21 protein-coding genes are annotated in these 24,537 nt (G+C 64.1%); 13 read left to right on the top strand and 8 right to left on the bottom strand.

From position 1 onward, the window contains the following. Window positions 1-104: 104 nt before the first annotated feature. The gene (locus IEY62_RS16825) at window positions 105-1,184 is read right to left on the bottom strand and encodes a patatin-like phospholipase family protein (RefSeq protein WP_189019948.1); all 1,080 of its coding nucleotides are present in this window, start codon (window positions 1,182-1,184) and stop codon (window positions 105-107) included. Between the two features lie 201 nt (window positions 1,185-1,385). Between IEY62_RS16825 and IEY62_RS16830 the strand changes: the two genes are divergently transcribed. From IEY62_RS16830 to IEY62_RS16850, 5 genes are all read left to right on the top strand, one after another. Then, window positions 1,386-1,820 (top strand): GNAT family N-acetyltransferase, encoded by a 435-nt coding sequence (locus IEY62_RS16830; RefSeq protein ID WP_189019950.1) that lies wholly within the window; start codon window positions 1,386-1,388, stop codon window positions 1,818-1,820. A gap of 214 nt (window positions 1,821-2,034) precedes the next feature. Continuing rightward, a complete protein-coding gene (locus IEY62_RS16835; protein WP_011776355.1) occupies window positions 2,035-2,322 on the top strand; it encodes an HU family DNA-binding protein in 288 nt (95 codons plus the stop codon). Window positions 2,323-2,444: 122 nt separating this feature from the next. Beyond that, a complete protein-coding gene (locus IEY62_RS16840; RefSeq protein WP_189019952.1) occupies window positions 2,445-4,667 on the top strand; it encodes a cytochrome c oxidase assembly protein in 2,223 nt (740 codons plus the stop codon). Next, window positions 4,667-6,640 carry an NHL domain-containing thioredoxin family protein gene (locus IEY62_RS16845; RefSeq protein WP_189019954.1) on the top strand — a complete coding sequence of 658 codons (1,974 nt, stop codon included), beginning with the start codon at window positions 4,667-4,669 and terminating at the stop codon, window positions 6,638-6,640. Before IEY62_RS16840 ends, IEY62_RS16845 begins: the two co-directional genes overlap by 1 nt. A 160-nt stretch (window positions 6,641-6,800) precedes the next feature. After that, complete coding sequence (locus tag IEY62_RS16850; RefSeq protein ID WP_189019956.1) at window positions 6,801-7,640, top strand: type IV toxin-antitoxin system AbiEi family antitoxin domain-containing protein; 840 nt, start codon at window positions 6,801-6,803, stop codon at window positions 7,638-7,640. A gap of 84 nt (window positions 7,641-7,724) precedes the next feature. On the opposite strand, the gene IEY62_RS16855 is transcribed toward IEY62_RS16850, so the two are convergent. The 4 genes from IEY62_RS16855 to IEY62_RS16870 all read right to left on the bottom strand — a co-directional run bounded on the left by IEY62_RS16855 (window position 7,725) and on the right by IEY62_RS16870 (window position 13,087). Then, a complete protein-coding gene (locus IEY62_RS16855) occupies window positions 7,725-8,717 on the bottom strand; it encodes a hypothetical protein (RefSeq protein WP_189020331.1) in 993 nt (330 codons plus the stop codon). Window positions 8,718-8,868: 151 nt separating this feature from the next. Continuing rightward, window positions 8,869-10,581 (bottom strand): helicase HerA-like domain-containing protein, encoded by a 1,713-nt coding sequence (locus tag IEY62_RS16860; RefSeq protein WP_189019958.1) that lies wholly within the window; start codon window positions 10,579-10,581, stop codon window positions 8,869-8,871. Between the two features lie 9 nt (window positions 10,582-10,590). Then, a complete protein-coding gene (locus tag IEY62_RS16865) occupies window positions 10,591-11,109 on the bottom strand; it encodes a GNAT family N-acetyltransferase (RefSeq protein ID WP_189019960.1) in 519 nt (172 codons plus the stop codon). A 58-nt stretch (window positions 11,110-11,167) separates the two neighbouring features. Then, a complete protein-coding gene (locus IEY62_RS16870; protein WP_189019962.1) occupies window positions 11,168-13,087 on the bottom strand; it encodes an FAD/NAD(P)-binding protein in 1,920 nt (639 codons plus the stop codon). Between the two features lie 288 nt (window positions 13,088-13,375). Between IEY62_RS16870 and IEY62_RS16875 the strand changes: the two genes are divergently transcribed. From IEY62_RS16875 to IEY62_RS16905, 7 genes are read left to right on the top strand one after another with little or no spacing between them, the layout of a single operon-like run. After that, entirely contained in the window at window positions 13,376-14,341 is a 966-nt protein-coding gene (locus IEY62_RS16875) for an amino acid ABC transporter permease (RefSeq protein WP_189019964.1), read from the top strand. Then, window positions 14,338-15,228, top strand: a complete 891-nt coding sequence (locus IEY62_RS16880; protein WP_229785407.1) for an amino acid ABC transporter ATP-binding protein — start codon at window positions 14,338-14,340, stop codon at window positions 15,226-15,228. Before IEY62_RS16875 ends, IEY62_RS16880 begins: the two co-directional genes overlap by 4 nt. Window positions 15,229-15,236: 8 nt before the next feature. Continuing rightward, window positions 15,237-16,256 carry an ABC transporter substrate-binding protein gene (locus IEY62_RS16885; protein WP_189019965.1) on the top strand — a complete coding sequence of 340 codons (1,020 nt, stop codon included), beginning with the start codon at window positions 15,237-15,239 and terminating at the stop codon, window positions 16,254-16,256. Next, the gene (locus IEY62_RS16890; protein ID WP_189019967.1) at window positions 16,253-17,419 is read left to right on the top strand and encodes an LLM class flavin-dependent oxidoreductase; all 1,167 of its coding nucleotides are present in this window, start codon (window positions 16,253-16,255) and stop codon (window positions 17,417-17,419) included. The genes IEY62_RS16885 and IEY62_RS16890 overlap by 4 nt, the downstream gene beginning before the upstream one ends. Then, a complete protein-coding gene (locus IEY62_RS16895) occupies window positions 17,403-18,242 on the top strand; it encodes a DUF1684 domain-containing protein (RefSeq protein WP_189019970.1) in 840 nt (279 codons plus the stop codon). The genes IEY62_RS16890 and IEY62_RS16895 overlap by 17 nt, the downstream gene beginning before the upstream one ends. Continuing rightward, window positions 18,239-19,315, top strand: a complete 1,077-nt coding sequence (locus IEY62_RS16900) for an LLM class flavin-dependent oxidoreductase (protein WP_189019972.1) — start codon at window positions 18,239-18,241, stop codon at window positions 19,313-19,315. Before IEY62_RS16895 ends, IEY62_RS16900 begins: the two co-directional genes overlap by 4 nt. Continuing rightward, a complete protein-coding gene (locus IEY62_RS16905; protein ID WP_189019974.1) occupies window positions 19,312-20,655 on the top strand; it encodes an NtaA/DmoA family FMN-dependent monooxygenase in 1,344 nt (447 codons plus the stop codon). Before IEY62_RS16900 ends, IEY62_RS16905 begins: the two co-directional genes overlap by 4 nt. A 187-nt stretch (window positions 20,656-20,842) precedes the next feature. On the opposite strand, the gene IEY62_RS16910 is transcribed toward IEY62_RS16905, so the two are convergent. Together IEY62_RS16910 and IEY62_RS16915 are read right to left on the bottom strand one after the other, a co-directional pair. Beyond that, complete coding sequence (locus IEY62_RS16910; RefSeq protein ID WP_189019976.1) at window positions 20,843-22,000, bottom strand: FG-GAP repeat domain-containing protein; 1,158 nt, start codon at window positions 21,998-22,000, stop codon at window positions 20,843-20,845. A gap of 136 nt (window positions 22,001-22,136) precedes the next feature. Further along, window positions 22,137-22,577 (bottom strand): GNAT family N-acetyltransferase, encoded by a 441-nt coding sequence (locus IEY62_RS16915; RefSeq protein WP_189019978.1) that lies wholly within the window; start codon window positions 22,575-22,577, stop codon window positions 22,137-22,139. Between the two features lie 217 nt (window positions 22,578-22,794). Between IEY62_RS16915 and IEY62_RS16920 the strand changes: the two genes are divergently transcribed. After that, entirely contained in the window at window positions 22,795-23,724 is a 930-nt protein-coding gene (locus IEY62_RS16920; protein WP_189019980.1) for a threonine/serine dehydratase, read from the top strand. Here the strand turns inward: IEY62_RS16920 and IEY62_RS16925 are convergent. Continuing rightward, window positions 23,721-24,509, bottom strand: coding sequence for a DeoR/GlpR family DNA-binding transcription regulator (locus IEY62_RS16925; protein WP_189019982.1), 789 nt, complete (start codon window positions 24,507-24,509; stop codon window positions 23,721-23,723). The two genes, IEY62_RS16920 and IEY62_RS16925, sit on opposite strands and share 4 nt — an antisense overlap. Between the last annotated feature and the right edge of the window lie 28 nt (window positions 24,510-24,537).

Raw genomic sequence — 24,537 nt, forward strand, 5'->3', positions numbered from 1 at the left:
CCCGGGAGGGTGTGGGAGAGTAGGACACCGCCGGACAACCATTAGCCAAGAGCCCCAACCCCCCAAAAGGGTCGGGGCTCTTGCCATTTAACAAACCAACACCACTAACACCCAACCCAGAAGCCGGCCAACCTGGAAGCCAGGACCCGGCCCTGTTCAAAGCCGACCCGAGCGGCGGCCGGCCTTAGGGAAAAGTCCATCGCATTGACGCCGAACATATGCTCGGCTTCGCTGTCCGGGATGACTGTTTCCACCTGGCTGCCGCCGGCACGCAGGGCGTCCACTTGGCCGGCCAGGTGCATGCCCCACTCAGCAGGAGTCCGTGTCCGCCCACCGAAGGGTGACAACACCAGCACGCTTCCGTATCCGGCTGCCAGGTCCGCGTTCTCGGCGTTGGTGCGGTATCCGCCGTCGATGTATTGCTCGTCGCCGATGCTGTAGGCGAAACCGCTGGCGCAGCTGGCAGCCACTGCATCCACGAGATCCACGCCGCTGTCCCGGTCGAACACCACCGGTTCACCTGTCCGGGCATTGACGGCTGTCAGGAGAATCGCTCTTTCCGGCCACTGGGCCTGCGGCAAGCGGGTTGCCACTGTGGCCCGCCAGCGCGCGCTGGCACCTTCCATGGAAGCGGCGATCTCTACGGCAGCCGCTCCAAGCCGGCGGCGCATATCCGCCATGCTCGAGGAGGCCTTCATGATGTTGCCGGTTCGCTCCATGTGATCCACCACGGGTCTCGTGGCAGTGCGTCGCGTTTCGATAGTGCGTCCCGTTTCGGTATCGGGTCCAGTCGCGGAACGAACGGGCACGGCGGAAGCTTGGCGGGGCGCGGACTTATCGGTCCCTTTAGCGCCTGCGGGTTTCTGCGGAACAGAACTGAGGATGGCTTCAAAGAGCTCGATGGGGCTGGCTCCGGCCAGTTGGGCCGCCGCGGTCGACCCCGCTGATGTGCCAATGGTGAGCTCGGGGGTGGCGACATCCAGTCCGGCGTCAAAAAGGCCGGCTACGACGCCGATGAGCCATGCGTTGCCTGTGGAGCCGCCACCGCCAAGGACCAATGCCCGCTGCCTGGTGGACGGTTGCTGGACGGCGGAGCCGGTCTCCGCCTGGGACTGGACGGTGCCCGCGCGGCTGGATGCCGCCGTCGAATTGTTGTTAAAGGGTGAAGAAGAGGAAGTGTTCAAGGGAGCGCCTTTCGCGATGTGCGTGACGGGCGCTCCTGATAGCGACCAGCTTAGTCGCGGGATCGTGGACTGCAGGGAGCGCCCACTATGGATACTGCGTTCATGGGTCTCACCTCCTGCCGAATGTTCACGATCACCCGAAAGTTATCACTCTGCGGCCACCTGCGCAATTGGCCAAGGAAGCGGCGGTAGAGTCTGGGAATGAATCTCGTGCGGAGCGTGCCCATCGGCAGGGGCGGCAGTGGTGACCAGTTGCTTCTTCGTCCCCTTGAGCTCTCAGACGCCGCGGATTTGGCTGGTGCGTACCTGCGTAATCGCGGACATCTGGCGCCCTGGGAGCCCACCCGCGATGACGGATTCTTCACCGAGCATGGCCAGGAAGCCGTCATTCGCGCCAAGATCGACCAGGACCGTACAGGCGGGGGCGCCGCGTCAGCTGCGGTAGCCGCCGTCGTCGATATGGCCACACAGGAACTTGACCTCCACAGGATCCAGGCCGCAACCCTGCTCCACAACGCCCCGTCCCAGGCTGTCCTGGGGCGTTGCGGTTTTGACAGGATCGGCGTAGCGCCGTCCTACCTTCAGATCGCTGGCGAGTGGCAGGACCACGTTTTGTTCCAGCGCATCCTGTTCTGACTGGCACGGCGCAGGAGCAGCGGCAAGGACGCAGGGTACGCCAAGGGCTTAAACGGCTCCAAAAAACCCCGAAATTCCGGTGATTTTGGTCAAAAAGGCGCGGAAACACGCGGAATTTGCTGGCCAAGGCATCCCAAGCTGGTAAGTTTTCGAACAGTGGCTTGCTCGCATTCCGCTTGAAAGCTCAAAAACGTATGAGTCCAGGAGGACGTAAATGGCTAAGAACCGTAGTGAACTCGTTGCAGAGGTAGCAGGCAAGGCTGGCACCAGCCAGGCAGCAGTCAACTCCGTGCTCGATGCACTGTTCGAAGTTTTCGAGACTTCTGTCGCCGCCGGCGAGAAGATCACCATCCCGGGCTGGCTCGCCGTCGAGCGCACCGACCGTGCAGCCCGCACCGGCCGCAACCCGCAGACCGGCGAAACCATCCAGATCGCAGCCGGCCACAGCGTCAAGCTGACCGCTGGCTCCAAGCTGAAGGCAGCAGTCGCCAAGAAGAAGTAACTTCTTCGGCACAGGCCTTGAAGGGGCGGCAACCTGATGGTTGCCGTCCCTTCTTCTTTGGGTTAATCCACATAGCGCCCCTTCGATTCGCAGCCCGGCGACAGGTAGCGGACAATGGATAGGTGCCGTCAGCAAGAAGTTCCGCAACTGCCCCGTCGTCCCCTCCCAAGCCGGGAGCACGTGGAGGCTCTACAGTCGCGGGAATTTCCCTTCCTTGGCAGTTGGCGGGCCTGGCGGTCCTGTTCATCATTCTTGCCGGGGCGCTGATCTTCTCCGGGGCCTCGGCGGCCCGCCAGGTTTCAGATCCCGGCGCACTGGTCAGATGGGGTCTTCCGTTTGCCAAGGCCATCCACAACGTGTCGGTGGCGACCGTGGTCGGCGGCTTGATCTTCGCCGTGGGCATCCTGCCCAAGAATCTGGGCGGATCCCGTTCCCGGGAGAAAGACGCCGACGCTCCGGAGCATCCAGCGTTTTCAAGGGCCCTCGCGGTCGCTGCTGCCGCAGGCGCTGCATGGACCTTGTCCGCAGTGGCGGTCCTCGTCCTGACGTACGCGGATGTCGCCGGCCAGCCGCTCTCCGGGGATGCCGAGTTCACCCGTTCGCTGGTCTATTTCATGACGGACATCGAAACCGGCAAGGCCTGGTTGGCCGTCACCATTATTGCCGCCGTGGTCACCACAGCCCTGTTCGGGGTCCGGTCGTTGACGGGCTTGGCGTTTACGCTCGTGCTCGCGCTGATTGGCCTGATTCCCACAGCGCTGATCGGCCACTCTTCCAGCTCGAGCGACCACGAGGGCGCCATCAATTCCCTGGGCCTCCACCTGGTGGGCGTCTCCACTTGGGTGGGCGGCATCATCATGCTGGCGGTCCTATCGGGAATCCTCACCGGCTCACGGAAGACAGGAACTCCGGACATCACGGAGCAGACGCTCCGGCGCTTCTCGTCGCTGGCCGGCTTCGCCTTCGTTCTGGTGTTCGCTTCCGGTGTCATCAATGCGGCCATCCGGGTCACCAACCCCGCCGACCTCTTCGGTTCCTCTTACGGCCAGCTGATCGTGGCCAAGGCCCTCGCCACATTGGTACTGGGCGGTATCGGCTTCATGCACCGCCAGTGGGTCATCCCGCAACTCGGTAAGAACGGTTCCATGTCCGCGCGCCGGGTGCTGTGGCAACTGGTTCTGGTTGAGCTGCTGGTGATGGGTGCGACGTCGGGACTCGCCGTTGCGCTCGGACGCTCGGCTCCGCCGCAGCCCACCACCTACGCGCCGGATGCCTCGCCCTCCTTCATCCTCTCCGGATACGAGCTGCCACCGGAACTTACCCCTGAGCGCTGGCTCACAGAGTGGCGCTTCGATTGGCTGTGGGTAGGCGTGGCGTTGTTTGGTGCCGTCTCCTACATCATGGGCATCGTCAAGGTCCGTCGTCGTGGAGACCAGTGGTCCGTGTTCCGGACAGTGAACTGGGTGATCGGCCTGGTGGTCCTCACGTACATCACCTCCGGCCCACCGGCTGTTTATGGCCGTGTGCTGTTCTCTGCGCACATGGTGGACCACATGGCCCTCACCATGGTGGCGCCCATCTTCCTGGTGCTTGGGGCTCCCGTAACCCTGGCACTGCGCGCACTCCCGTCCCGGGGTGAAGGTACCCACGGCTCCCGGGGCTTGCGGGAATGGTTGCTTCTGTTCGTGCACTCCAGGTTCTCGCAGGTTGTCACCCACCCCCTGTTCGCGGCGGCAAACTTCGCTGGGTCCATCGTCTTGTTCTACTACTCGGACCTATTCGGTCTGGCCATGCGCGAGCACGTGGGTCACGAGCTCATGAACCTGCACTTCCTGCTGACCGGCTACATCTTTGTCCTGAGCATGATCGGCAGCGATCCCTTGCCGCGTCGTGCACCATATCCGATGCGGTTGCTGCTCCTGCTGGCAACCATGGGCTTCCACGCATTCTTCGGAGTGTCCATCATGGGCGGCACCGGCTTGCTCGCTGCCGACTACTTCGGAAACCTTGGCCGGGCCTGGGGCCCCTCGGCTCTGGGTGACCAGCAACTCGGTGGTGCCGTTGCTTGGGGCATCGGCGAAATTCCTACATTGCTGGTGGCTATCGGGGTGGCAGTCATGTGGTCCCGCTCCGACGAACGGGAGAAGCGCCGCGTGGACCGCGCGGCCGACAGGAATAACGACGCCGATCTCAGTGCTTACAACGATATGTTTGCCCGATTGGCTGAGCGCGATGCCAAGCTTGCAAGCCGCACTCCCCGGGCAACCACGACGGCCCAGGCGGAGCGCCCCACGAACGACAATGCCGGGCAGACTGACCCGAACACCAAGCTGGAAGGACGCTGATGAGCGAAACCGTACGTACCCAACACCGGGTCCGGGCCTCCGAACTCGAGGGCCGCGGCTGGCTCAACACCGGCGGTAAGTCCCTGGACCTCGAGTCCCTGCGCGGAAAGATCGTGCTTCTCGATTTCTGGACCTTCTGCTGCATCAACTGCCTCCACGTGCTGGACGAGTTGCGGCCGTTGGAAGAAAAGTACTCGGACGTGCTGGTAACCGTTGGCGTGCATTCGCCCAAGTTTGAACACGAGGCAGACCCGGTTGCTTTGGCATCCGCGGTTGAACGCTATGAGATCCACCACCCGGTCCTGGATGACCCGGAACTGGCCACGTGGAAGGCTTACACCGCCCGTGCCTGGCCCACGTTGGTGGTTGTGGACCCCGAGGGCTACATTGTGGCCCACCTTTCCGGCGAGGGCCACGCAGACGGCCTCTCAGTCCTGCTCGAAGAGCTCGTTGCTGAGCATGAAGCCAAGGGGACACTTCACCGCGGCGACGGCCCGTACGTTGCCCCGGTGCCAACGTCGGGCACGTTGCGCTTCCCCGGCAAAGCGACCCAGCTTCCCAACGGGAACTACCTGGTAGTGGACTCCGGCCATCACCGTTTGGTGGAGTTGCGCCCCGACCTGGAAACAGTGGAACGCATCATTGGTTCCGGCACCAAGGGTTACCTGGACGGGCAATCGGAAATTGCCCAATTCAACGAACCCCAGGGCGTTACCCTTCTTCCCTCGGAGCTGGCCTGGAAGCTCGGATACGACGCTGTGGTGGCGGACACTGTCAACCACCGCCTTCGCGGCGTGACCCTCAGCTCGGGATACGTCCAGACGATCGCAGGCAACGGCGTGCAGCGCCTCCTGGACACTGGCCCCGCCCGCGTCACCGATTCCGGCGCCGGTACATGGTCCGAACACCACGACGCCGGTCCGGCTGACTTCGCGGGAGACGCCCTGGATGTCGGAGCCCTCGGAAAGGGCACGGAGGTTTCCCTCTCCTCGCCGTGGGATGTGGTCTGGAGCGAGAAGCTGCAGAAGGTGGTCATCGCCATGGCCGGAACCCACCAGATCTTTGCTTTCGACCCCCTGGCCAACCAGGTCTCCATCCTGGCCGGTTCAGGTCTTGAAGGTTTGCTGGACGGCAAAGCCGAGGAAGCCTGGTTTGCCCAATCCTCCGGTCTGGCAATCGACGGCGAAGACAACATCTGGGTAGCTGACTCCGAAACGTCATCACTGCGCCGCCTGGTGGTCAGCGATTCCGGCGTGACCGTGGAAACAGCCGTGGGCAAGGGCCTGTTCGATTTCGGTTTCCGCGACGGCGAAGCATCGGAAGCCCGCTTGCAGCACCCCCTGGGTGTGACGGTGCTGCCGGACAACTCCGTGGCCATCGCCGACACCTACAACGGGGCCGTACGCCGCTATGACCCCGCCACCAAGTCCGTCTCCACCCTGGCCAGAGGTCTCGCTGAGCCGAGCGACGTCGTCGTGGTCCAAGTGGAAGGCAGCGATCCGCTGCTGGTAGTGGTGGAATCGAACAAGCACCAGTTGGTCCTGGTTCCGATCCCCAAGGAAGCCCAGCAAGTGGATGAGGGCGCGTCGCAGACGCACCGTCCCAAGAGCCCGGTGACCCCCGGGACCCTTGAGCTTGCGGTGCGCTTCAAGGCTCCCACCGGGCAAAAACTTGATGACCGGTGGGGCGACCCCACCCAGATGAAGATTTCCTCCACGCCGCCCGAACTCTTGGTTTCAGGCGGTGGGACCTCGGTGGGTCTGCTGCGTACCCTGGAACTGTCTGCGGATGTCCCCGAGGGAATCCTGCACATCACGGCCCGCGCGGCCGCTTGTGATGGGCCGGAGACCGAAGACGGCGAAATCCCGGACCACGCAGCATGCCACCTGTATCAGCAGGATTGGGGCATCCCGGTGGTCCTGCAGGCCGACGGGGAGTCGGAGCTGGTGCTGGACCTCCGCGGCATGGACTAAGCCGTACTGCTGGAATGGCCCGGGTTTGACTCCTCCGAGGGGTAGGCCCGGGCTTTTCTGTGCCCCCGGACAGTCAAAAGTGGGCTACTCCGGTCCCGAGTTGTCCACATAGACCACCCCGGCGCTGCCCACCTGTTGGCTGGAACAGCAGGCTGGAGGGATGAAACCAGAGGATGCCCTGCGACGATTGGGTGGCGTTGCCATGACGCGGCAGGTGCGGGCTCAGGGTGCCAGTGAAACGGCGATTCGATCCGCGTTGCGGGCGGGAAGTGTCCAACGCGTCGAACGTGGAGTGCTGCGCCTTCCGGCTGCCGACCCGGCGTTTGTCGCAGCAGTAAAAGCGAGATCGCTGCTCACCTGCGCATCAGCTGCAAGCCGTTACGACCTGTGGTTGCTGCACAAACCCGCTGAGCCCCACTACTGGCAAAGCAATGGCCGACGTACTGCAGGGTGCATCAGCCACAGGCTGTCCCTGTCCCAACCTCGACCGAACGAGCCGTACGTTGCCCTTCCGGATGTTCTTTTGCACGCGCTTCTCTGCCTGCCTCCATTGGAAGCACTGGTGATGGTGGAGAGCGCGTACATCCGCGGTGACATCGGGCTCGGGTATCTACGTCGTCATCTACTTGGCAACCGAAGTGGTCAGGCCCGTGATGTTCTGGCCAAAGTGGACCGGGGTGCAGGGTCCCTCTTGGAAACCCTGGCACGGGTCCTTTTCCGCGACGTAGGGATCCGCACCGAGACACAAGTCTGGATCGAGGGTATAGGCACCGTCGACTTTCTTCTTGAAGGATTCCTCATAGTTGAACTCGACGGCCTGGCGTTCCATCTGGAGCCGCGTCAGTTCAAGAAAGACCGCAGGCGGGACAACGAAGCAATCAGGCAAGGAATGCTGGTGCTGAGGTTCTTCTATGACGACGTCGTGCACGCGCCGGAGAAGATGCTCCAACATGTGCGTGAAGTTCTTCTTCATGGGCCAGCTCGTCTGTGGTCGAACTAGCCCACTTTTGGGCGGCTCTCCCACAACCACGGGCACTGATTGAGGGACTCGGGGGTGGAAACCGGGCCAGTCCGGCAGCAAGAACTAGAACGTCAGCAGGGGCGTGACCGTCACGGTATCGCCGCTGACATCCAACTGGGTGGTGAAGCTGAAGTCGTGCTCCACGTTGAGATCGTTTACGAGCCCCGTGAACAGGTTGACCTCCCTGGCGGTCAACGTTGCCTTGCCGTTCAAGGGAGCAACAACCCATTTGCCGCCGAACGGTTCAATGGTGATCTTGGGGTACTCCGTGATGGCCCATTTGATGGTCCCGTCCACAACCCGTGCATTGCTGACGTGGTAGAACGGGCAGTCGGGCTGCAGGCGCTGCTGCTCGGTGGCTTGGGCGGCGCAGGTGTCCAGGAACTCACGGACTTTGCCGGCAACGGCGTCGTTCATGGCCTTGGTTGATCGGGTCTGCAAGTTCAGGGGCGCCTGTCCGCCTTCGCGCGTCGTGACGAGCGCGGAGCTTGCGGGAGCTTCGAAGTAGGTGCCGTTCAGGCTGGCCTCGTACTTGCCCGGGAAGAACACGGCGAACGTGTTGCGGCCGTTGGGCATGTTGACGGGGACGCCGTTGAGGGTGGCTTCGCTGGAGTTAACCACGGTCACATCAATGGTGGGCAGGGTGGTGGGCACGAACGCCCACTTCCCGAAGAACAGCCACTGTGTCCCGGTACGTTCCATGAGGAATTCCGTGTGGAGCCGGCTGCCGTCCAAGGTGTAGTCCACAGGGACGGCCACCCGGTTTGCGCTGCGGGATTCCGGATTTCCCACGTGGACATCGGACAGTTTGGAGGCGGCAGTTTGAAGGGCCGTTCCATCGAGCATGGCCGCGTTGGCGCTGGGCACTTTGGCACGCAGGAGCCCCAAGGCTTCTTCGCCTTTGCCGTCCTGGAGCGCTTGCAGATACTCCTTGACAGGCTGCTGCGGACTGGCCACCGAAGAGCCCACCAGGTTGATGCAGACGATCGCGCCGACGACAGCAAGCATCAGACCGAGCAGCCATCCGGCTGCGGTCTTGACGAACGCTTGACTCAACTGCACGCCCTTTACGTTACCCGCCGCAACAGCCCCCGCCGTGCAGGAGGTACCCGTTATGACGTTTATCCGTCGTCTGGAGAAGCCCGACGGCGGGTGGCAGCAGGCCTTGCTGCCACCCGGCGTCGTGGTTCAGTCGGGCCGGGCGGAACTAGCGCCGGCGACGTGACGAGGTGCCAAAGACTCCGCGCATGAGGTCGCGGCCGAGCTGGGTTCCCATGGAACGGACCATGCTCTTGAGGCCGCCACCCAGCGCGCCGCCAAGGGCTCCGGCGATGTCGCCGAACACGCCGCTTTCCTGCGGTGGTGCTTGCTGCGGGACAGGAAGGGGAGCGGGCGGCGCCGGGAAGGAGTCGGTGGTTGAAGTGGACGGCCGTGAACTGGGCCGTCCCAGGATCTCTTCCTCGATACGGCGCGCTTCGGCGTCGATGTCCGCTTGGGATGTTCCAGCCGGCGCACCGGAAGAAGGCACGGGCGGCAGGCCGGGTGCGGCATCGCCTGTCGGTGCGGCTGCCTGGCCATTGAGTTTCTCGTACGCCGAGAGGTTGTCCACGGCTGTCCCGTACTTCGCCAGGAGCGGGGACGCGGCGATGGTGCTCTTGATGAGATCGTCGGCGCTGGGGCCCATGACGGACTCGGGGGCACGGAGGCGGGTCAACGCCACCGGCGTGGGAGCACCTTTCTCGTTCATGACGGTGATGACGGCCTCGCCAATGCCGGCCGAGGTCAAGGTTTTTTCGAGGTCGTAGTCACTCACAGGGAAGGTGGACACGGTGGCCTTCAAAGCCTTGGCGTCCTCGGGGGTGAACGCACGCAGGGCGTGCTGCACGCGGTTGGCCAACTGGCCCAGCACGTCTGCCGGAACATCCTTGGGCGTCTGGGTGACGAAGAAAATACCCACGCCCTTGGAACGGATGAGCCGGACGGTGGTGGTGATGGCTTCAAGGAAGGCCTTGGAGGCGTTGTTGAACAGCAGGTGTGCTTCGTCCAGGAAGAACACGAGCTTGGGTTTGTCGAGGTCACCGGCTTCGGGAAGGTCCTCGAAGAGATCTGCCAAGAGCCACATGAGGAACGTGGAGAACAGGAGGGGCTTGGTCTGGAGCGTGGGCAGTTCCAGGCAGCTGACCACCCCTCGGCCGTCGGGTGCCGTGCGGAGCAACTCGGCGGTGTCGAACTCGGGTTCGCCGAAGAACTTCTCCATGCCCTGCGCTTCCAAGCCGACCAGCTCCCGGAGGATCACGCCGGCGGTAGCCTTTGACAGCCCGCCCAGTTCGGCGAGTTCGGCCTTTCCTTCGTCCGAGGTCAGGAACTGGATTACGGCGCGGAGGTCCTTGAGGTCGATCAGTTCAAGGTTCTTCTGGTCCGCGAAATGGAAGATCAGCTGGAGGCTGGACTCCTGGGTGTCGTTGAGGTCCATGATCCGGGAGAGCAGGATGGGCCCGAACGAGGTAATGGTGGCACGGACCGGAATGCCGTTGCCGTCGCCGCCCAGCGAAAGGAACTCCACCGGAAAGTTCTTGGCCTGCCAGTCCTGGCCCAGCGCGGACGTCCGTGCCGTCAGCTTCTCACTGCCGGTGGCCGGCGTCGCCAATCCTGACAGATCACCCTTGATGTCCGCGAGGAAGACCGGGACGCCCGCCGTCGAGAGTTGTTCGGCGATCATGTGCAGCGTGACCGTCTTGCCGGTACCGGTGGCGCCAGCCACGAGGCCGTGGCGGTTCATCATGGCGAGGGGCAGGCGGACCTGGGCTTCCTTGTGGACTTCGCCGTCCACGATCGCGGCACCCAGCTCGATCGTGGCACCTTCCAGGGTGTACCCCTGCTGGATGGTGGCGAGTTTTTCGGCAGTCGTTTTGTTGGCCATGCGCATAGCTTAGCTGGGCAGTGCAAGATCCTTGCTGAAGGCCAAATGCTTGATGTCTTCGGGGTCTGCGGCGAGGTCGAACAGGGCTTTGTAGCCGGTGGCGAGGTACAGATTTTTGGCCTCCGGCTGTCGCGGCCCGGTGGTGAGGTACAGCTTCCGGTAGCCCCGGCGTCGAGCCTCGTTCTCCAGTTCGGTCAGTACCAGGCGCGCCAGCCCGCGGCGGCGATGGGCGGAGTGGGTCCAGATCCGCTTGAGCTCGGCCGTGTGCTCGTCGTAGCGCCTGAAGGCGCCTCCCGCCACGGATTCGCCGTTTTCCTGAATGATGATGAGTGCGCCGTGCGGCGGAGCGAATTCTTCGGCGGGGTAGCGGTTCAGCTCCTCGGCTGCCCCTTCGCTGCTGAACAAGTCACCGTAACGGGTGTTGTATTCGACGGCGAGCTCGTCCAGGAGCGGGCGGACGCGCGGATCGCGCATCGGCAGGCTGAGGACGGTAAGGCCCGACGTCGGCAGGGTTGGCGTTGTTGTCATGTCTGGGCCTTTCGTAGGTGGAACCCATGTAGGTAGCAGATGAGGTCGTTTTGAGGGTTCAAAACGACGTTAACTGCGACTCAGTTGGGTGGGTGGCAGCAACGGTGGTCAGGATCCTGCGCGCAAGGGCGTCGTTCTCCCGGAACGGGGCTGCGTTGGTGTTGGGGCGCGCGAAGGCTCCGGCGCCCCAGCCCGAGGTCCAGGGACCGATGGCAAACAAACCCTGCTGTGGTGTACCAACAGGAGACAGTACCTGGTAATTCCCGGAGATCAGGAGTTTGCCGGTGGAGTGTGTGCCCTCGGAGGTGAGCAGCCTCTGCTCGGTGCCCCATCCGGCGTCGTGCAGATCAGCCAGGGCCGGGTTTGCGGAACGTTCCACGGACGCGGAAGGCAGCCGCGCCTCAATGTAAGCGGACGCGTCCACCACCACCGGCGACTGGAAAGACCCCGCCACGAACCGGCCCAGGGACTCGTCGGCCCGGACCCACATGCCCGGGCCCAGGAACTTGAGGAAACCGGCCCTGTGCAGGGCGAGCATCTCCCGGAGGCGGTGCGACGGTGGCCCGGAGTCGACGAAGCTGAAGAATCCGTGCCACCAGCCGTGGATGGCCTGCTGGGACCGGGCGTTGAGCCGCTCTTGTGGGACCAGCCGGCCGAGGTCCATGTACACGAACAGCAACGCCGTGAACAGGGCCAGTGTCTCGGAGTGGTCCGGGCCGGTCCGCAGGTCCACGTCCCGCTGGATGTAGGCGGTGACCGACCGCTGCACGGTGTCGTGGTCCGCGAACGCGCAGCCACTCAGCGGGTGGTCAAGCTTCTCCAGGTCAAGGCGCAGTCCGGGGTCCGGAACGGAAACGGCCACCAGTTCCTCACGGAGAGGGCTGTACCAGTCAAGGGCATCGAACCGGGCTTCAAAGCTGGCCCACGAACCCAGGACCCGGTCGGGGTAGCCGGTGAACAGTTCACGGTAGTAGGCGTAGCCTGCGTCCTTGGCGATCAGCGGCCAGAGCTGCGTGCGGAAATCGAGTTCCTGGTGCTCGGCCAGCAGGGCGTCGATGGCCGATGCGGTGAAGTACCGTGGGCGCTCAACGGGAGTGCGCAGCGTGGAGGAAATCTTGGAGTGGTACGGCACGCCGCGTCGTGACCCTGCCCAGAGCCGTGGCTCGGCGCCGGATGGCACGTAGTCGAGTCCGCCGTCGGGCCTTTCCTCGAAGCGGCCCCCGCGGCCTTCGAACAGCAGCACCAGCAGGTCCACAAACGCCAGGCCCATGCCTGAGACGATCACGTCCTGGCCGGGTTCAATGCCGGAGTAGTCAACGTCCGTGGTGTACGACGGCGGCGCGTGGAACCCGCCGTGTCGGGCAGCGAACTCGCTGAGGCGGGCTGTCTCAACATCAGGAACGGAGTCCGTGTGGCCCAGCGCGTACACCACGACGTCGGCCGTCACCAAGGTTCCGGTGGCCAGCCTCACGCTGTGCGTATCGCCGGAAGAGCGCTCGACGCCGGTGGCTGTGTCGCGGTGCACCGTCACCGTTGTTTCGGGGCCAAGGGCGCTGACGGCCCGGCCGAAGAACCACTCAAGGTACTTGCTCTGGAGTTGGCGCGTGGGGAAGGACGACGGGGTCAGCGAACGGAGCTGGGCAAGCAGGTGCGGCTCCAACGCAGGCACGTCGCGGATGCTGCCGTCCAGAATGCCGGCGGCCCAGGCTGACAGCCCCGGGCCTTGAACGGAGGGTCCGTCGCATGTCACGGATTCATCGGTGAACATGGTGACATCCGCAGCTGTGGAGTTCAGCAGCATGCCCGGGCTCTGGTCATAGCGCCAGATCCTCCCGGAGCCCGGCTGGTAGGGCTCAATGACGTGGATATCCAGAGGGCCGTGGAACAGGCCGGGCTGATTGGCGGCAAGCCGTTCAAGGACACCGGCCGTGCGCGGACCGCCGCCAATGAAGGCGATGACGGGTACTCGTGGCGGCATGGGATCTCCTGGAATGCGGTGGTTGGTGCACCCCAATCTAGGGAGGAAGCGGGCCGCCGGTCGAGGAGCTGGTAACCGCCGTTCACCACGCGTCACGCACCGTCAACAGGCGCAAAGAAGCGACGCATATGGCCCCGCATGACGACGATTGTGACGCCGTGAGAACCCCGGCGAAGCTCCGCGAAGTCCAGTGAAGAAGTGCAAATTCCCGCCTTGCTGCGGGGTTTCGCACGCCCATAGATTGGCAGCCATCCGATAGACAACAACCGATCTGAAATGAGGTGGCGCATGAGTGCAATCGCACCGCCTGCCACGGCGGACACTGCACCGCCCACCCCGGATTACTCCGAGTACAAGCTGGTTCCTGCCCGTCATCCGTGGCGTTGGGTGGGCACGGTGGTGGTGGCCGCCGGCGTGGCCGCCATCGCATGGTCCCTTGTGACCAACCCCCGTTGGGAGTGGGGCGTGGTGGCTCAATGGTTCACCGCGCAGTCCGTGGTCAACGGGCTCATCGAGACGCTTAAGCTCACGGCCATCTCCGGAGTCCTGGGATTCGTCCTCGGGTTCATCCTGGCCCTGATGCGGTTGTCGGCGTCCCCGCTGCTGGTTTCTGTCTCGTGGACTTTTTCCTGGATCTTCCGGTCGACGCCGCTGCTGGTCCAACTCCTGCTTTGGTACAACCTTGGTTATCTTTACGAGAAGATCAGCCTGGGCATCCCCTTCACGGACGTCCGCTTCTTCGAAGCGCAGACCACCACGCTGATCAGCCAGTTCGCTGCAGCGGTCCTGGGGCTTACGTTGAACCAGGCGGCCTACTCAGCGGAAATCATCCGCGGCGGCATCCTTTCCGTGGACCAAGGCCAGCTTGAGGCAGCCTCCGCGCTGGGCATTCCCGCGTGGCAGCGGAGTACCAGGATCGTCCTGCCGCAGGCAATGCGCGCCATCCTGCCCAATGCCTTCAACGAGATCATTGGCCTGGTCAAGGGCACGTCGATCGTCTATGTCCTGGCCTACTCCGAGCTGTTCTACACGGTTCAGGTCATCTACAACCGGACGCAGCAGGTGCTGCCGCTGCTCCTCGTGGCAACGCTTTGGTACGTGGTGATCACCTCGGTGCTGAGCGTTTTCCAGTACTACATCGAACGCCACTTCTCCAAGGGTGCCGTGCGGAACCTGCCGCTGACGCCCTTGCAGAAAGCACGGAAATTCTTCGCCACCCACGTTGCTGCCTCTCCCACGAAGGACGCCCGATGAGCATCATCGCCGCACGCAAAGAATCCACGACGACGGCAACGCCCGCCGCCGGAACACCAGCCGAAGCAGCAGCGCACGTTTCGGCCGGTACCGCCCCGGCTGCTGCCACCCGCGGACAGGTGGACATCACCAATGTCCGCAAGTCCTTCGGCGCAACCGAAGTCCTCAAAGGCGTGACGTTGTCGGTTCCGCCGGGCGGCGTCGCGGTGATCGTGGGCCCCTCCGGCTCCGGCAAGTCCACCCTGCTCCGGACCATCAACCACCTGGAAAAGGTCGACGGCGGCTACATCACCATCGACGGCGAACTGGTTGGCTACGAGGTCCGCGGCAACAAGCTCCATGAACTGCGCGAGAAGGACATCCTCAAGCAGCGCACCAACATCGGCATGGTGTTCCAGAGTTTCAATCTGTTCCCGCACCTCACGGCACTGGAGAACGTGATTGAGGCGCCGATCGTGGCCCAGAAGCGGTCCAAGACCGAAGCCAGGAAGCGCGGTTTGGAACTCCTGGACCGGGTGGGTTTGAAGGACCGCGCCGATGCCTACCCCCGCCAGCTCTCCGGCGGCCAGCAGCAGAGAGTCGCGATCGCCCGGGCCCTGGCACTCGATCCCAAGATCCTGCTCTTCGACGAGCCCACGTCTGCGTTGGACCCCGAGTTGGTCAACGAGGTCCTCGACGTGATCCGGGAACTCGCGACGTCCGGAACCACGCTGATCGTGGTGACCCACGAGATGGGTTTTGCCCGGGACGTGGCAGACACGGTGGTGTTCATGGATGACGGACTGATCGTCGAGTCCGGCAAGCCCCAGGACATCTTTGCCAACCCCCGCGAGGAACGCACCCGGAGCTTCTTCTCCAAAGTCATCGAACCAGCTTTCAACATCTAGGACACCCCATGCTTCGCACTGCCCACGGCTTCGCCGCTAATGAATCAAAACTGCGCCCAATCAAAAGCAGGCTCCTGGCACTTGCTGTACTTCCCGCCGTCGTGCTCCCTGCGCTGGCGGGGTGCTCCGATCCCGGAGCGTCGGCAGCAAAGCCGGAATCCGAAGCCGCCAAGAACGGAATCGTCTACAACACCTCCGTGGACCAGAACCGGATCCGGGGCGAAAAGGACACGACGGCGGCCGCCGCGGTTCCGGCGGCCATCGCCAAGGACGGCAAACTGACCGTTGCCACCACTGCCGGTTCCATTCCGTTGTCCTTCCATGCCACCGATGACAAGACGCCGATTGGTGTGGAGGTGGACATTGCCCAGCTCGTCGCCGACAAGCTCGGCCTGGATCTGGACCTTCAGGTGACATCGTGGGAGAACTGGCCACTGAAGACCCAGTCCGGCGATTTCGAGGCCGTCTTCTCCAACGTGGGCATCAACGCAGCCCGCGTGAAGCTGTTCGACTTCTCCACGTACCGCGCCGCGTTCATGGGCTTCGAAGCGAAGAAGAGCTCCAGCTACGACATCAAGGGCTCGGACGACATCTCCGGCCTGAAGATCTCCGTGGGCTCGGGGACCAACCAGGAGAAGATCCTGCTGGCCTGGAACAAGGAACTCGAGGCCAAGGGCAAGGCCCCGGCCACGCTCCAGTACTACTCCTCAGACGCCGACACCATCCTGGCGCTCTCCTCCGGCCGCACCGACCTGAACCTCGCTCCGTACCCCTCGGTGACGTACCGCGAGAACACCCGCGATGACCTGAAGGTGGTTGGCAAGGTCAACGCCGGCTGGCCCTCCGAGACCTTGGTGGCCGCCACAACCCTCAAGGGCAACGGCCTGGCTCCGGCCATCACCGAAGCCCTGAACTCCACCATCAAGGACGGTTCCTACGGCAAGGTCCTGGAACGCTGGGGACTTTCCGAAGAAGCAGTGCCGGAATCCAAGACCGTCACGGAAGCTACTTTTGGGACGGGAAAGTGAAGTTCCAGGTCCTCGACATCATCCCGCACCTGAAAAATCCGGTGACGGGGGAGATCGTCTCCACCGCTGACCGGCTCAACCAGGTTGTGGAAACGGCCCGCCGCGCGGAGGATCTCGGCTTCGACAGCTTCTCCGTAGGGGAGCGCCACGCCGGCGAGTTCGTCTCGTCATCCCCGACGACAGTCCTCGCCGCGATTGCCGCAGTCACCACGCGAATCCGACTCCAGACCGGCGTCACCGTGCTCTCCGTACTGGATCCGGTGCGGGTGGCCGAGGACTATGCCACGATCGACCAGCTGAGCCGCGGCCGCCTGGAGCTGGTGATCGGCAAAGGCAACGAGGTCCTGCAGTACCCGCTGTTCGGCCTGTCCCTGGATGACCAGTGGGAGCTGCTCGCGGAAAAGTACTCTTTGCTGCGCACGCTGTGGCGTAAGGAAAGCGTCACATGGTCCGGCCGCTTCCGGCCCGCCCTGACCGAGCCGACCACGACGACGCCCCGCCCCTTTGCGGGGTCGCCCCGGATTTGGCACGGCTCGGCTACAACCCTGACGTCCGCTGCGCTCGCCGCCAAGTGGGGTGATCCGCTGTTTACGGCCAACGCCATCCAGCCGCGCGGGAACTACAAGGTGCTGATCGACCACTACCGCGAAGAGTACGAGCGCCACGGGCACGATCCGCGGCACCAGTACTTGGGCTCGGGCAGCGGCGCAGGGGGTGTGTTCATTGCGGACACCACGCAGGAAGCCATCCGGCAGTACGGGCCGGTGTATGAGGGTCTGACTGCCGGGCGCAATGTACCCGGCAACAACTCACCATTCAGGGACATCCAGCACGCGGTTGCTGAGGGGCCTGCGCTGGTGGGCAGCCCGGAGCAGGTTATCGACAAGATCCTCAGCTACCACTCGCTGTACAACCACGATCTCCAGTCGATCTCCCTGCCCACCACGCTGCCGTTCGAACAGCAGCTCGAGATCCTGGAACGCTTCGCCCTGGACGTCATTCCCGCAGTCCGGGCTTCTGCGCCCACCACTTTGTGGGAGGCCAGCGATCCCTTTGGTGGCCGTCCCCAATTCGCCGGCGCCACCGAACCCGACGCAGCAGCAACAGTCACAGCAGACCATGCCTTCAACAGGACGGACAACGCAAATGTCTTTGCACACTAAAAGCGCTGCGCACGCCGCAGCCGCACTCGAATCCTTCGACGAGGAATGGCAGGAGTGGCACGCCGCCCACGAACGCCACCGTGCCCACCCGCACGGCTTCCTCGCTGTAACCCACCTGCACTGGCTCAGCAACGAAGCCACCCGGCTGGAAGGTGTCCCGGGCACCTGGAGTGTGGACGCCGACGTCGTACGTGTTGTCCTGGAACCGGGCGAGAGCCTGCAACGGGACGGCGTGGAACTGACCACCCCAATCGAACTGGGACCCATTGAAGAGCGCGGCGGCATCAACCTGGTCTCAGGAGACACAGTGATTGAGGTGGCCAAGCGCGGTGGCGAGTACATTGTGCGTCCACGGAATCCGTCGAATGCCCTCTTGAAGGAGTACCAGGGCACCCCCGCCTACACGCCGAACGCGGCGTTTGCCGTTGCCGGCACGTTTGTTCCGTTCGAGGCTCCGCGACCCACAACGGTGGGTGCCGCCGTCGAGGGTATCCAGCACGTGTACGAAGCGCCCGGCGAGATCCGCTTTAAGCTTGCCGGCGAGGAACTGGCGTTGACCGCGTTCAACGGCCACGCGCCGGGTTCGCTGTCCGTGCTGTTCACCGACCAAACCTCGGGCAAGACCACCTACGCGGCCAACCGTTCGCTGTCCGTGGTCCCCGCAGCCGATGGCTCCGTGCAGCTCGACTTCAACCGGGCCGTGAACCTGCCGTGCGCCTATACAGACCTTGCGACCTGCCCGCTGCCGCCCGCCGAAAACCGGCTCCCAGTGGCCATTGAAGCCGGCGAGAAGATTCCCTACGAACGTCAGGACCAAAAGTGAGCATCTCCAACAAGAAAGCCAGCGGGTTCCTGGCCATTGAACTCGACGGTGCCGGGTACGTAAACCTGGCCCGCGCCGTCCTCGACGCCGAGTCCGCCGGCTTCCACGCGGCAACCTTCAAGGACGCCCCGGAAGCAGGCCGCGCCAACGCCCTGCAGCGTGCGGCCTTCGCCGGACCCATCACACGGACCATCGCCGTGGTCCCCGAAGTGGACACTGTATATACGGAGCCATTCCACATCTCCACGCAGCTCGCCAGCCTGGACTACGTATCCGGCGGCCGTGCCGGGTGGATCGTTACCGCGGACGAGTCGCCCGAAGCCGCTGCCGCCGTCGGACGTTCCTTCGTTGAAGGTGACGCGCTGGCACAGGAGGCCGCCGCGTCCATTGAGGTGGGCCGCCGGTTGTGGGATTCCTGGGAAGACGACGCCGTGATCCGCGACGTCGCCACGGGGCGCTACTTGGACGTGGACAAGCTTCACTATGTGGATTTCGAAACCCCGGCTGACTTCAGTGGCACGCCGTATTCCGTGAAGGGTCCGTCCATCATTCCCCGGCCCTTGCAAGGCCAGCTGCCCGTGCTGGCAGCCGCGAAGCTGGTGGGAGAAGGCCAGGTGCCGGTTGAGGTGGTCGACGCTGTCCTGGTATCGGCGCCCACACCCGAGCTGCTCACCGCCGAAATCCGGGACGTACGTGCACGGTTGGGCGGTTCGGTGGCGATCGTGGCGGAGCTCGACGTCGTGCTGGACGCGCGCGGGCAAAGCGCGGCCTCCCGCCCGGCGGCCCCGCCCGAAAGCGACCGGGCGCGCTACTCGGGCCCCGCCGGTGGACTCATTGACCTCCTGGAGGTGCTGCTGGCCGAGGCCGAAGGAGTCCGCCTCCACCCCGCGGCAGTTGAGGTGGAGCTGGAGGAACTGTCACGGCTGGTCCTCCCGGAACTGCGGCGCCTCGGTTCATTGCGGCCGCCCGTCCAGGACGGGACGTTCCGCGATGTACTCGGGCTGGAACGCCCCCAAAGCCGCTATTCGACATCTGCCGCGGCCATCGCCGCAGGAAAGCAGGGACCAGCATGACACGCGATATTTTCCAGCCCAGCGGCCGGATCCAGTTCGGCATCTTCTTCCAGGGCGTCAACTCGGGCACCATCTGGAAAGCAGCCGAATCCGGTTCGCAGACCGACTTCGAATCGTTCCGCCACATCGTGCAAACCGCCGAGCGCGGCAAGTTCGCCGCGTTCTTCCTGGGGGAAGGGCTGCGGCTGCGCGAACACCTCGGGCGTCCGCATGCCTTGGATGTCGCCGGGAGGCCCGACGCCCAGACCATGTTGGCTGCCCTGGCTTCGGTGACAAAGAACATCGGACTGGTTGCAACACAGAACACCACCTACAACGACCCCGCAGACCTGGCACACCGCTTGTCCTCGCTGGACCTCATCTCCGGCGGGAGGGCCGCCTGGAACGTGGTGACCACTGACAACGCCTGGACCGGGGCCAATTTCCGGCGTGGCGGCTACCTCGACCACGCGGACCGCTACAAGCACGCAGAGGCTTTCGTGGAAACAGCCAAGCGGATCTGGGACTCCTGGGAGACTCCTTCCGGTCCTGCACGCCGGGTGCTGCATGAAGGCCAGCACTACACAGTGGACGTCACCCCGCGTCTGCCGCGCAGTGCCCAGTACCGCCCCGTTCTCTTCCAGGCAGGCGATTCCCCGGACGGCCGCGACTTCGCCGCCCGCCAGGCAGACGTCATCTTCTCCGCACACCCCAAGTTCGATGACGCCGTGGAGTTCCGCCGCGACATCGTTTCACGTTCCGTAGCCGCCGGACGAGGTGCCAACGCGGTGCAGATCATGCCTGCCAGCGAATTCATCCTTGCTGCCACGGACCAGGAAGCGCAGGAAAAGAAAGCCTGGGTGCGGAGCCTGCAGATCGGGCCCCAACAGGCGATTGCCTACCTGGAACAGTTCTGGGGACGCGAGCTCTCGTCCTACGATCCCGACGGTCCCCTTCCGGAGATCGACCCTGTGGTCGAGGAGACCTCCGAGACGCGTGGCAGCGGTTTCCACGGTGCCAAGGCGCGCCAGCTTGCCGATCAGTGGAGGGCCGAGGCGAAGGACAAGGGCCTTTCCATCCGTCAGTTCGTCACCTCGAAGACCGCACGCATCGACGCCACGTTCACCGGCTCCTACACGGCCGTGGCCGACCACCTCGCCGAATACGCGAGGGTAGGTGCCGTGGATGGCTTCAACATCTCGCCGTGGCTCATCCCCACCGGCCTGGATGACATCGTGAACCACCTGGTGCCCGAGCTCCAGGAACGCGGGGTCTACCCCACGGAGTACCGCGGCACAACGCTCCGCGAAAACCTGGGCTTGGAAACGCCCGTCCGGTCCGAAGAGCCGGCCCGGGCCTGATGATGAAGCGTGCAAATTCTGCTGGATCATTCCGTTGGGAGTGGAGAAGAACCCCTGAAACGCGGGGGCCGCTCCGCCTGTTCCTGGCAATGATCCAGCAGAATTTCGCATCGGAGGGTTTGGATGATGCCCGTGCCACAGTCAAACTCCAGCTGACGGTGTGGGGGCAACCGCTCTAACCCGACGGCTAGAGAAGTTCCCGGAACACATCCCAGCCGTTGCCGACCGGCCCGTAGGGACCATAAAGCCCCGTGGTGGCGGCGCCGGTGGAGTACAGGACAAGATCGCCGGTTTCGTTAATGGCAACCAGGTTGTTGTACTTCTGATGAGCGAAGCTGCCCAGACCCGACACGTCCTGGAACGTGTTCCAGCCGCCGCCCATGAAGGCCGGGACTCCCCAACCACCCTGGCCGTCGGTGGGGTACAACTGGAGGCCGCCACTGTGGTCGCGGCCGAAGATCTCCACTGTGCCGTCGCCGTTCATGTCACCTGTGGTGATGATCTTGTTCATGACCTGCCAGCCCCAGCCCACCTTGCTGGGTGCGAGCCACCCGCCGTCGCCGTCTCCGGGATAGAGGAACAGGTCACCCGCGGGATTCCGGGCAAGGACATCGTTGGTGCCGTCACCGTTGAAGTCCCCGGGACCCACGATCGAGTCGAAGATGTTCCAGCCGGCGCCTACCTGGCGGGCGGGAAGCCACCCGCCGTCGCCGTCACCCGGGTAGAGGAACAACTGGCCCGCGGAGTTCCTGGCAAGGAGGTCATTGAACCCGTCGCCGTCGAAGTCGCCGGGCGAGAAGACAATGTTGAACATGTTCCAGCCCGCCCCTACCTGCCGGGGTTCGTCCCAGGTTCCCCAGTACGCCGGGCAGGGCCCTTCGCAGGCACCCTTGTAATACGTGTAGGTCCGCGGGTACAGGATCAGCCTGCCATCGGGAGTTCGTGCGAGGGGTTCGAAGTTGCCGCGGCCGGTCCAGCCCATTGCCCGGTTGGAGGCTTTGATCGGGGCAGTCTCCGCACTCAGCTGCGTGCCTGTGGGGCATCCCTGCGCACCGGGAGTCAGTGGGTGGACACGCATTGAAATCCTGGAGCCCTGGTCTTCGGGCAGGATTTTCAGGGTTTCACCCTGGCGCTCCTGCGGAAGGGGCTCGCCGTCGCGCAGCCACTCCAGGGTGATGGCATCGCCCGAGCCATCAGGATTCCTGCAACCCCAGTAGTCGTAGTTGTACTGCCGGCGCATCTCGGAGCCGACGTAAGGGACACCATCAATGTATGGAGTGGGCTGGTAGTCGGCGGTGGCTGGTCCGGCACCCACCAGCCCGGATGCCAAGAGGCCCGTTGCCATTGCGGTAGTGGTTGCACGTCTTAACAGGCGCCCTCTTAACAGGCGCGCTCCAAAGTTCCCCATTTTTCCCCCCGGAAAGTATCGCGTCGTAGCCGCGTGGTGTGTGCTGAGGTTACCGCATTCCGGGCAGGCGTGGTCAGCTGTTGCCCGGGGCCACCATGAAAACGTCCACCGGGTCCTCGGTTTCCAGGACGAAGCCGTGCCGTTCATAGAGACGGCGGGCCGGGCTACCTTGGAGCACGTCCAGGCGGAAGGGACGCTCGTCCACCGATGCCGCCATCACATGCTGGAGCACGGCGCCGCCCAGACCCTTGCCCTGGTGTGCCGGGGCGATGAAGAAATGTTCTATCCACCGGGCCTCCGCTTCGGGCCTGACCGCGATCACCCCGGCGTCGACGCCGTCGGAATGGATGATGAAGGTGTGCTCGGGCTGGAACGAATTCAGGAAGCGCTCGCGGACACGGACAGGATCGAAACGCTGCAACCGTTCGAGATCCGGCCGCATCACCACCGCGCGAAGCTCGGCGATCCAGGCGGCGTCGGTGGCTGCGGCGGGGCGGAGGACAAAGTCAGGCATGGATCAAGCCTATGCCGGACGGTCATATCGTTTAGCCAGGATGCCTTCGCCAAATATTCGGCTGGTGCATCACACCTATGGCCGATGGTTTTCTGTGTTCAGCTGCGGCGCGGGCCACCCGCTGGGCCTCCATTTTCTGTGGAAGCCGATTTCTCTGGAAGCCGACGGCTTTCCCTGCGCAAACCATAGGATGAAACCTGACGAAAGGTACACCCACATGGTCACACGCGAAGAAGTAGAAGCAGCATACGCCCGGACATCGGGCTGGGTGCGGCACACGCCCCTTGCTGAAAGCGGGAACCAGGAGCCTTATCACCTGTGGTTCAAGTGCGAATACATGCAGCACACCGGATCCTTCAAAGCCCGGGGTGCCTTCAACAGGTTGCTCACCGCGAAGGAGAACGGCCAGCTGGACCCCGAGGTGGGGATCGTGGTGGCGTCCGGTGGCAACGCGGGCCTGGCCAACGCGTATGCTGCAGCCAAGCTCGGAGTTCCGGCCACCGTGTTCGTTCCCGAGTCCGCTCCGGCAAACAAGGTTCACAAGCTTTACGCCATCGGGGCCACCGTAGTCCAAGGCGGCGCTGAGTACGCCGAGGCCTACGCCGCCGCCGTGAAGTTCGCGGAGGAGAAAGGCGCAGTCTATTGCCACGCCTACGACCAGCCTGAGATCGTGGCCGGCGCCGGTGGCGTGGGGCTTGAGCTGCTGGATGAACTGCCCGACGTCGACACCATCCTGGTTGCCGTAGGCGGCGGTGGGTTGATGGGCGGCATCGCCGCGGCCGCGGAGGGGCGGGCCCATGTGGTGGGCGTCGAACCTGAAACAGTTCCAACCCTGCACACCGCGTTGGCCCAGGGGGAACCGGTAGATGTGGCTGTCTCCGGCATTGCCGCAGATTCCCTGGGTGCGCGGCGGATCGGCGAGATCGGCTTCGGAGTGGCACGCCGCACGGGGGTCCAGAGCGTGCTGGTCACGGACGAGGACATCGTGGATGCCAGGCGGGCACTCTGGGAGAGGCACCGGATCGTGGTGGAGCATGGTGCTGCGGCAGCCTATGCGGCGCTGCTCTCGGGCGCGTACTCCCCGCGCGATGGTGAGACGGTCGCCGTCGTGCTTTGTGGCGCGAACACGGACCCCGCGCACTTCTAACCTGCGCGAAGGCCCTGGGAAACCTCGACCAGCTCAACGACCACCCCGGCATCCCGGAACTTCCGCACCTGCTGGGGGTCGGCGCCACCGTCCGTTACCAAGGTCCATGGGAGTGCGAGCCGGGCCCAGGCATGGAAGGGTCGGAGCCCTAGCTTGGAGGAGTCCGCGAGCACATAAACGCTGTTGCCGCGGCGGGCCATGAGCTCCTTAAGCCGGGTCTGGGCATGATCGGCTTCGCAAATGCCGTCCTCGGCGGTTACGGCGTCGGCGCCGAGGAATACGCGGTCGAAGCTCATCCGTTCCAGAGCCACCTCGGCGAGGGGCCCCACAAAGCTTTGGCTGACGTTGCGGAGGCGGCCACCCAGGCAGTCCACCTGTATGCCCTCGGAATCGCCCAGTTCCTGCATGGTGTTGATGCCCGGCGTGGTCACGGACAGCTTTTCGAACCCGCGTAACTCATGGGCCAGGGCTCCCACGGTGGATCCCGCGTCGAGCAGGATGTTCTCTCCAGGCATGATGATGGAGGCGGCCCAGCGGGCGATGGCGTGCTTCTGTTCGAAGGCTTCGCCGGTCCGCTGCCGCAGCGATGCTTCCGGATGGGCACCCAAAGCCATGGCCCCGCCGTAGGTGCGGGCCAGCCGGCCCTGCCCGTTCAGCAGCGCCAAGTCACGGCGGATAGTGGATGCTGTGACCTCGAAGCGTGCGGAGAGTTCCTCCACGGATGCCAGGCCGGTGGTCACGGCCAGGTGGTAGATCTCCTCGCGCCGCGCGTTTGCGCTCAACATTCCCGTCCCCTTCCGCTGGCAGTCCTAA

This window comes from Paenarthrobacter histidinolovorans (assembly GCF_014647595.1).
Taxonomy (GTDB): Bacteria; Actinomycetota; Actinomycetes; order Actinomycetales; family Micrococcaceae; genus Arthrobacter; species Arthrobacter histidinolovorans.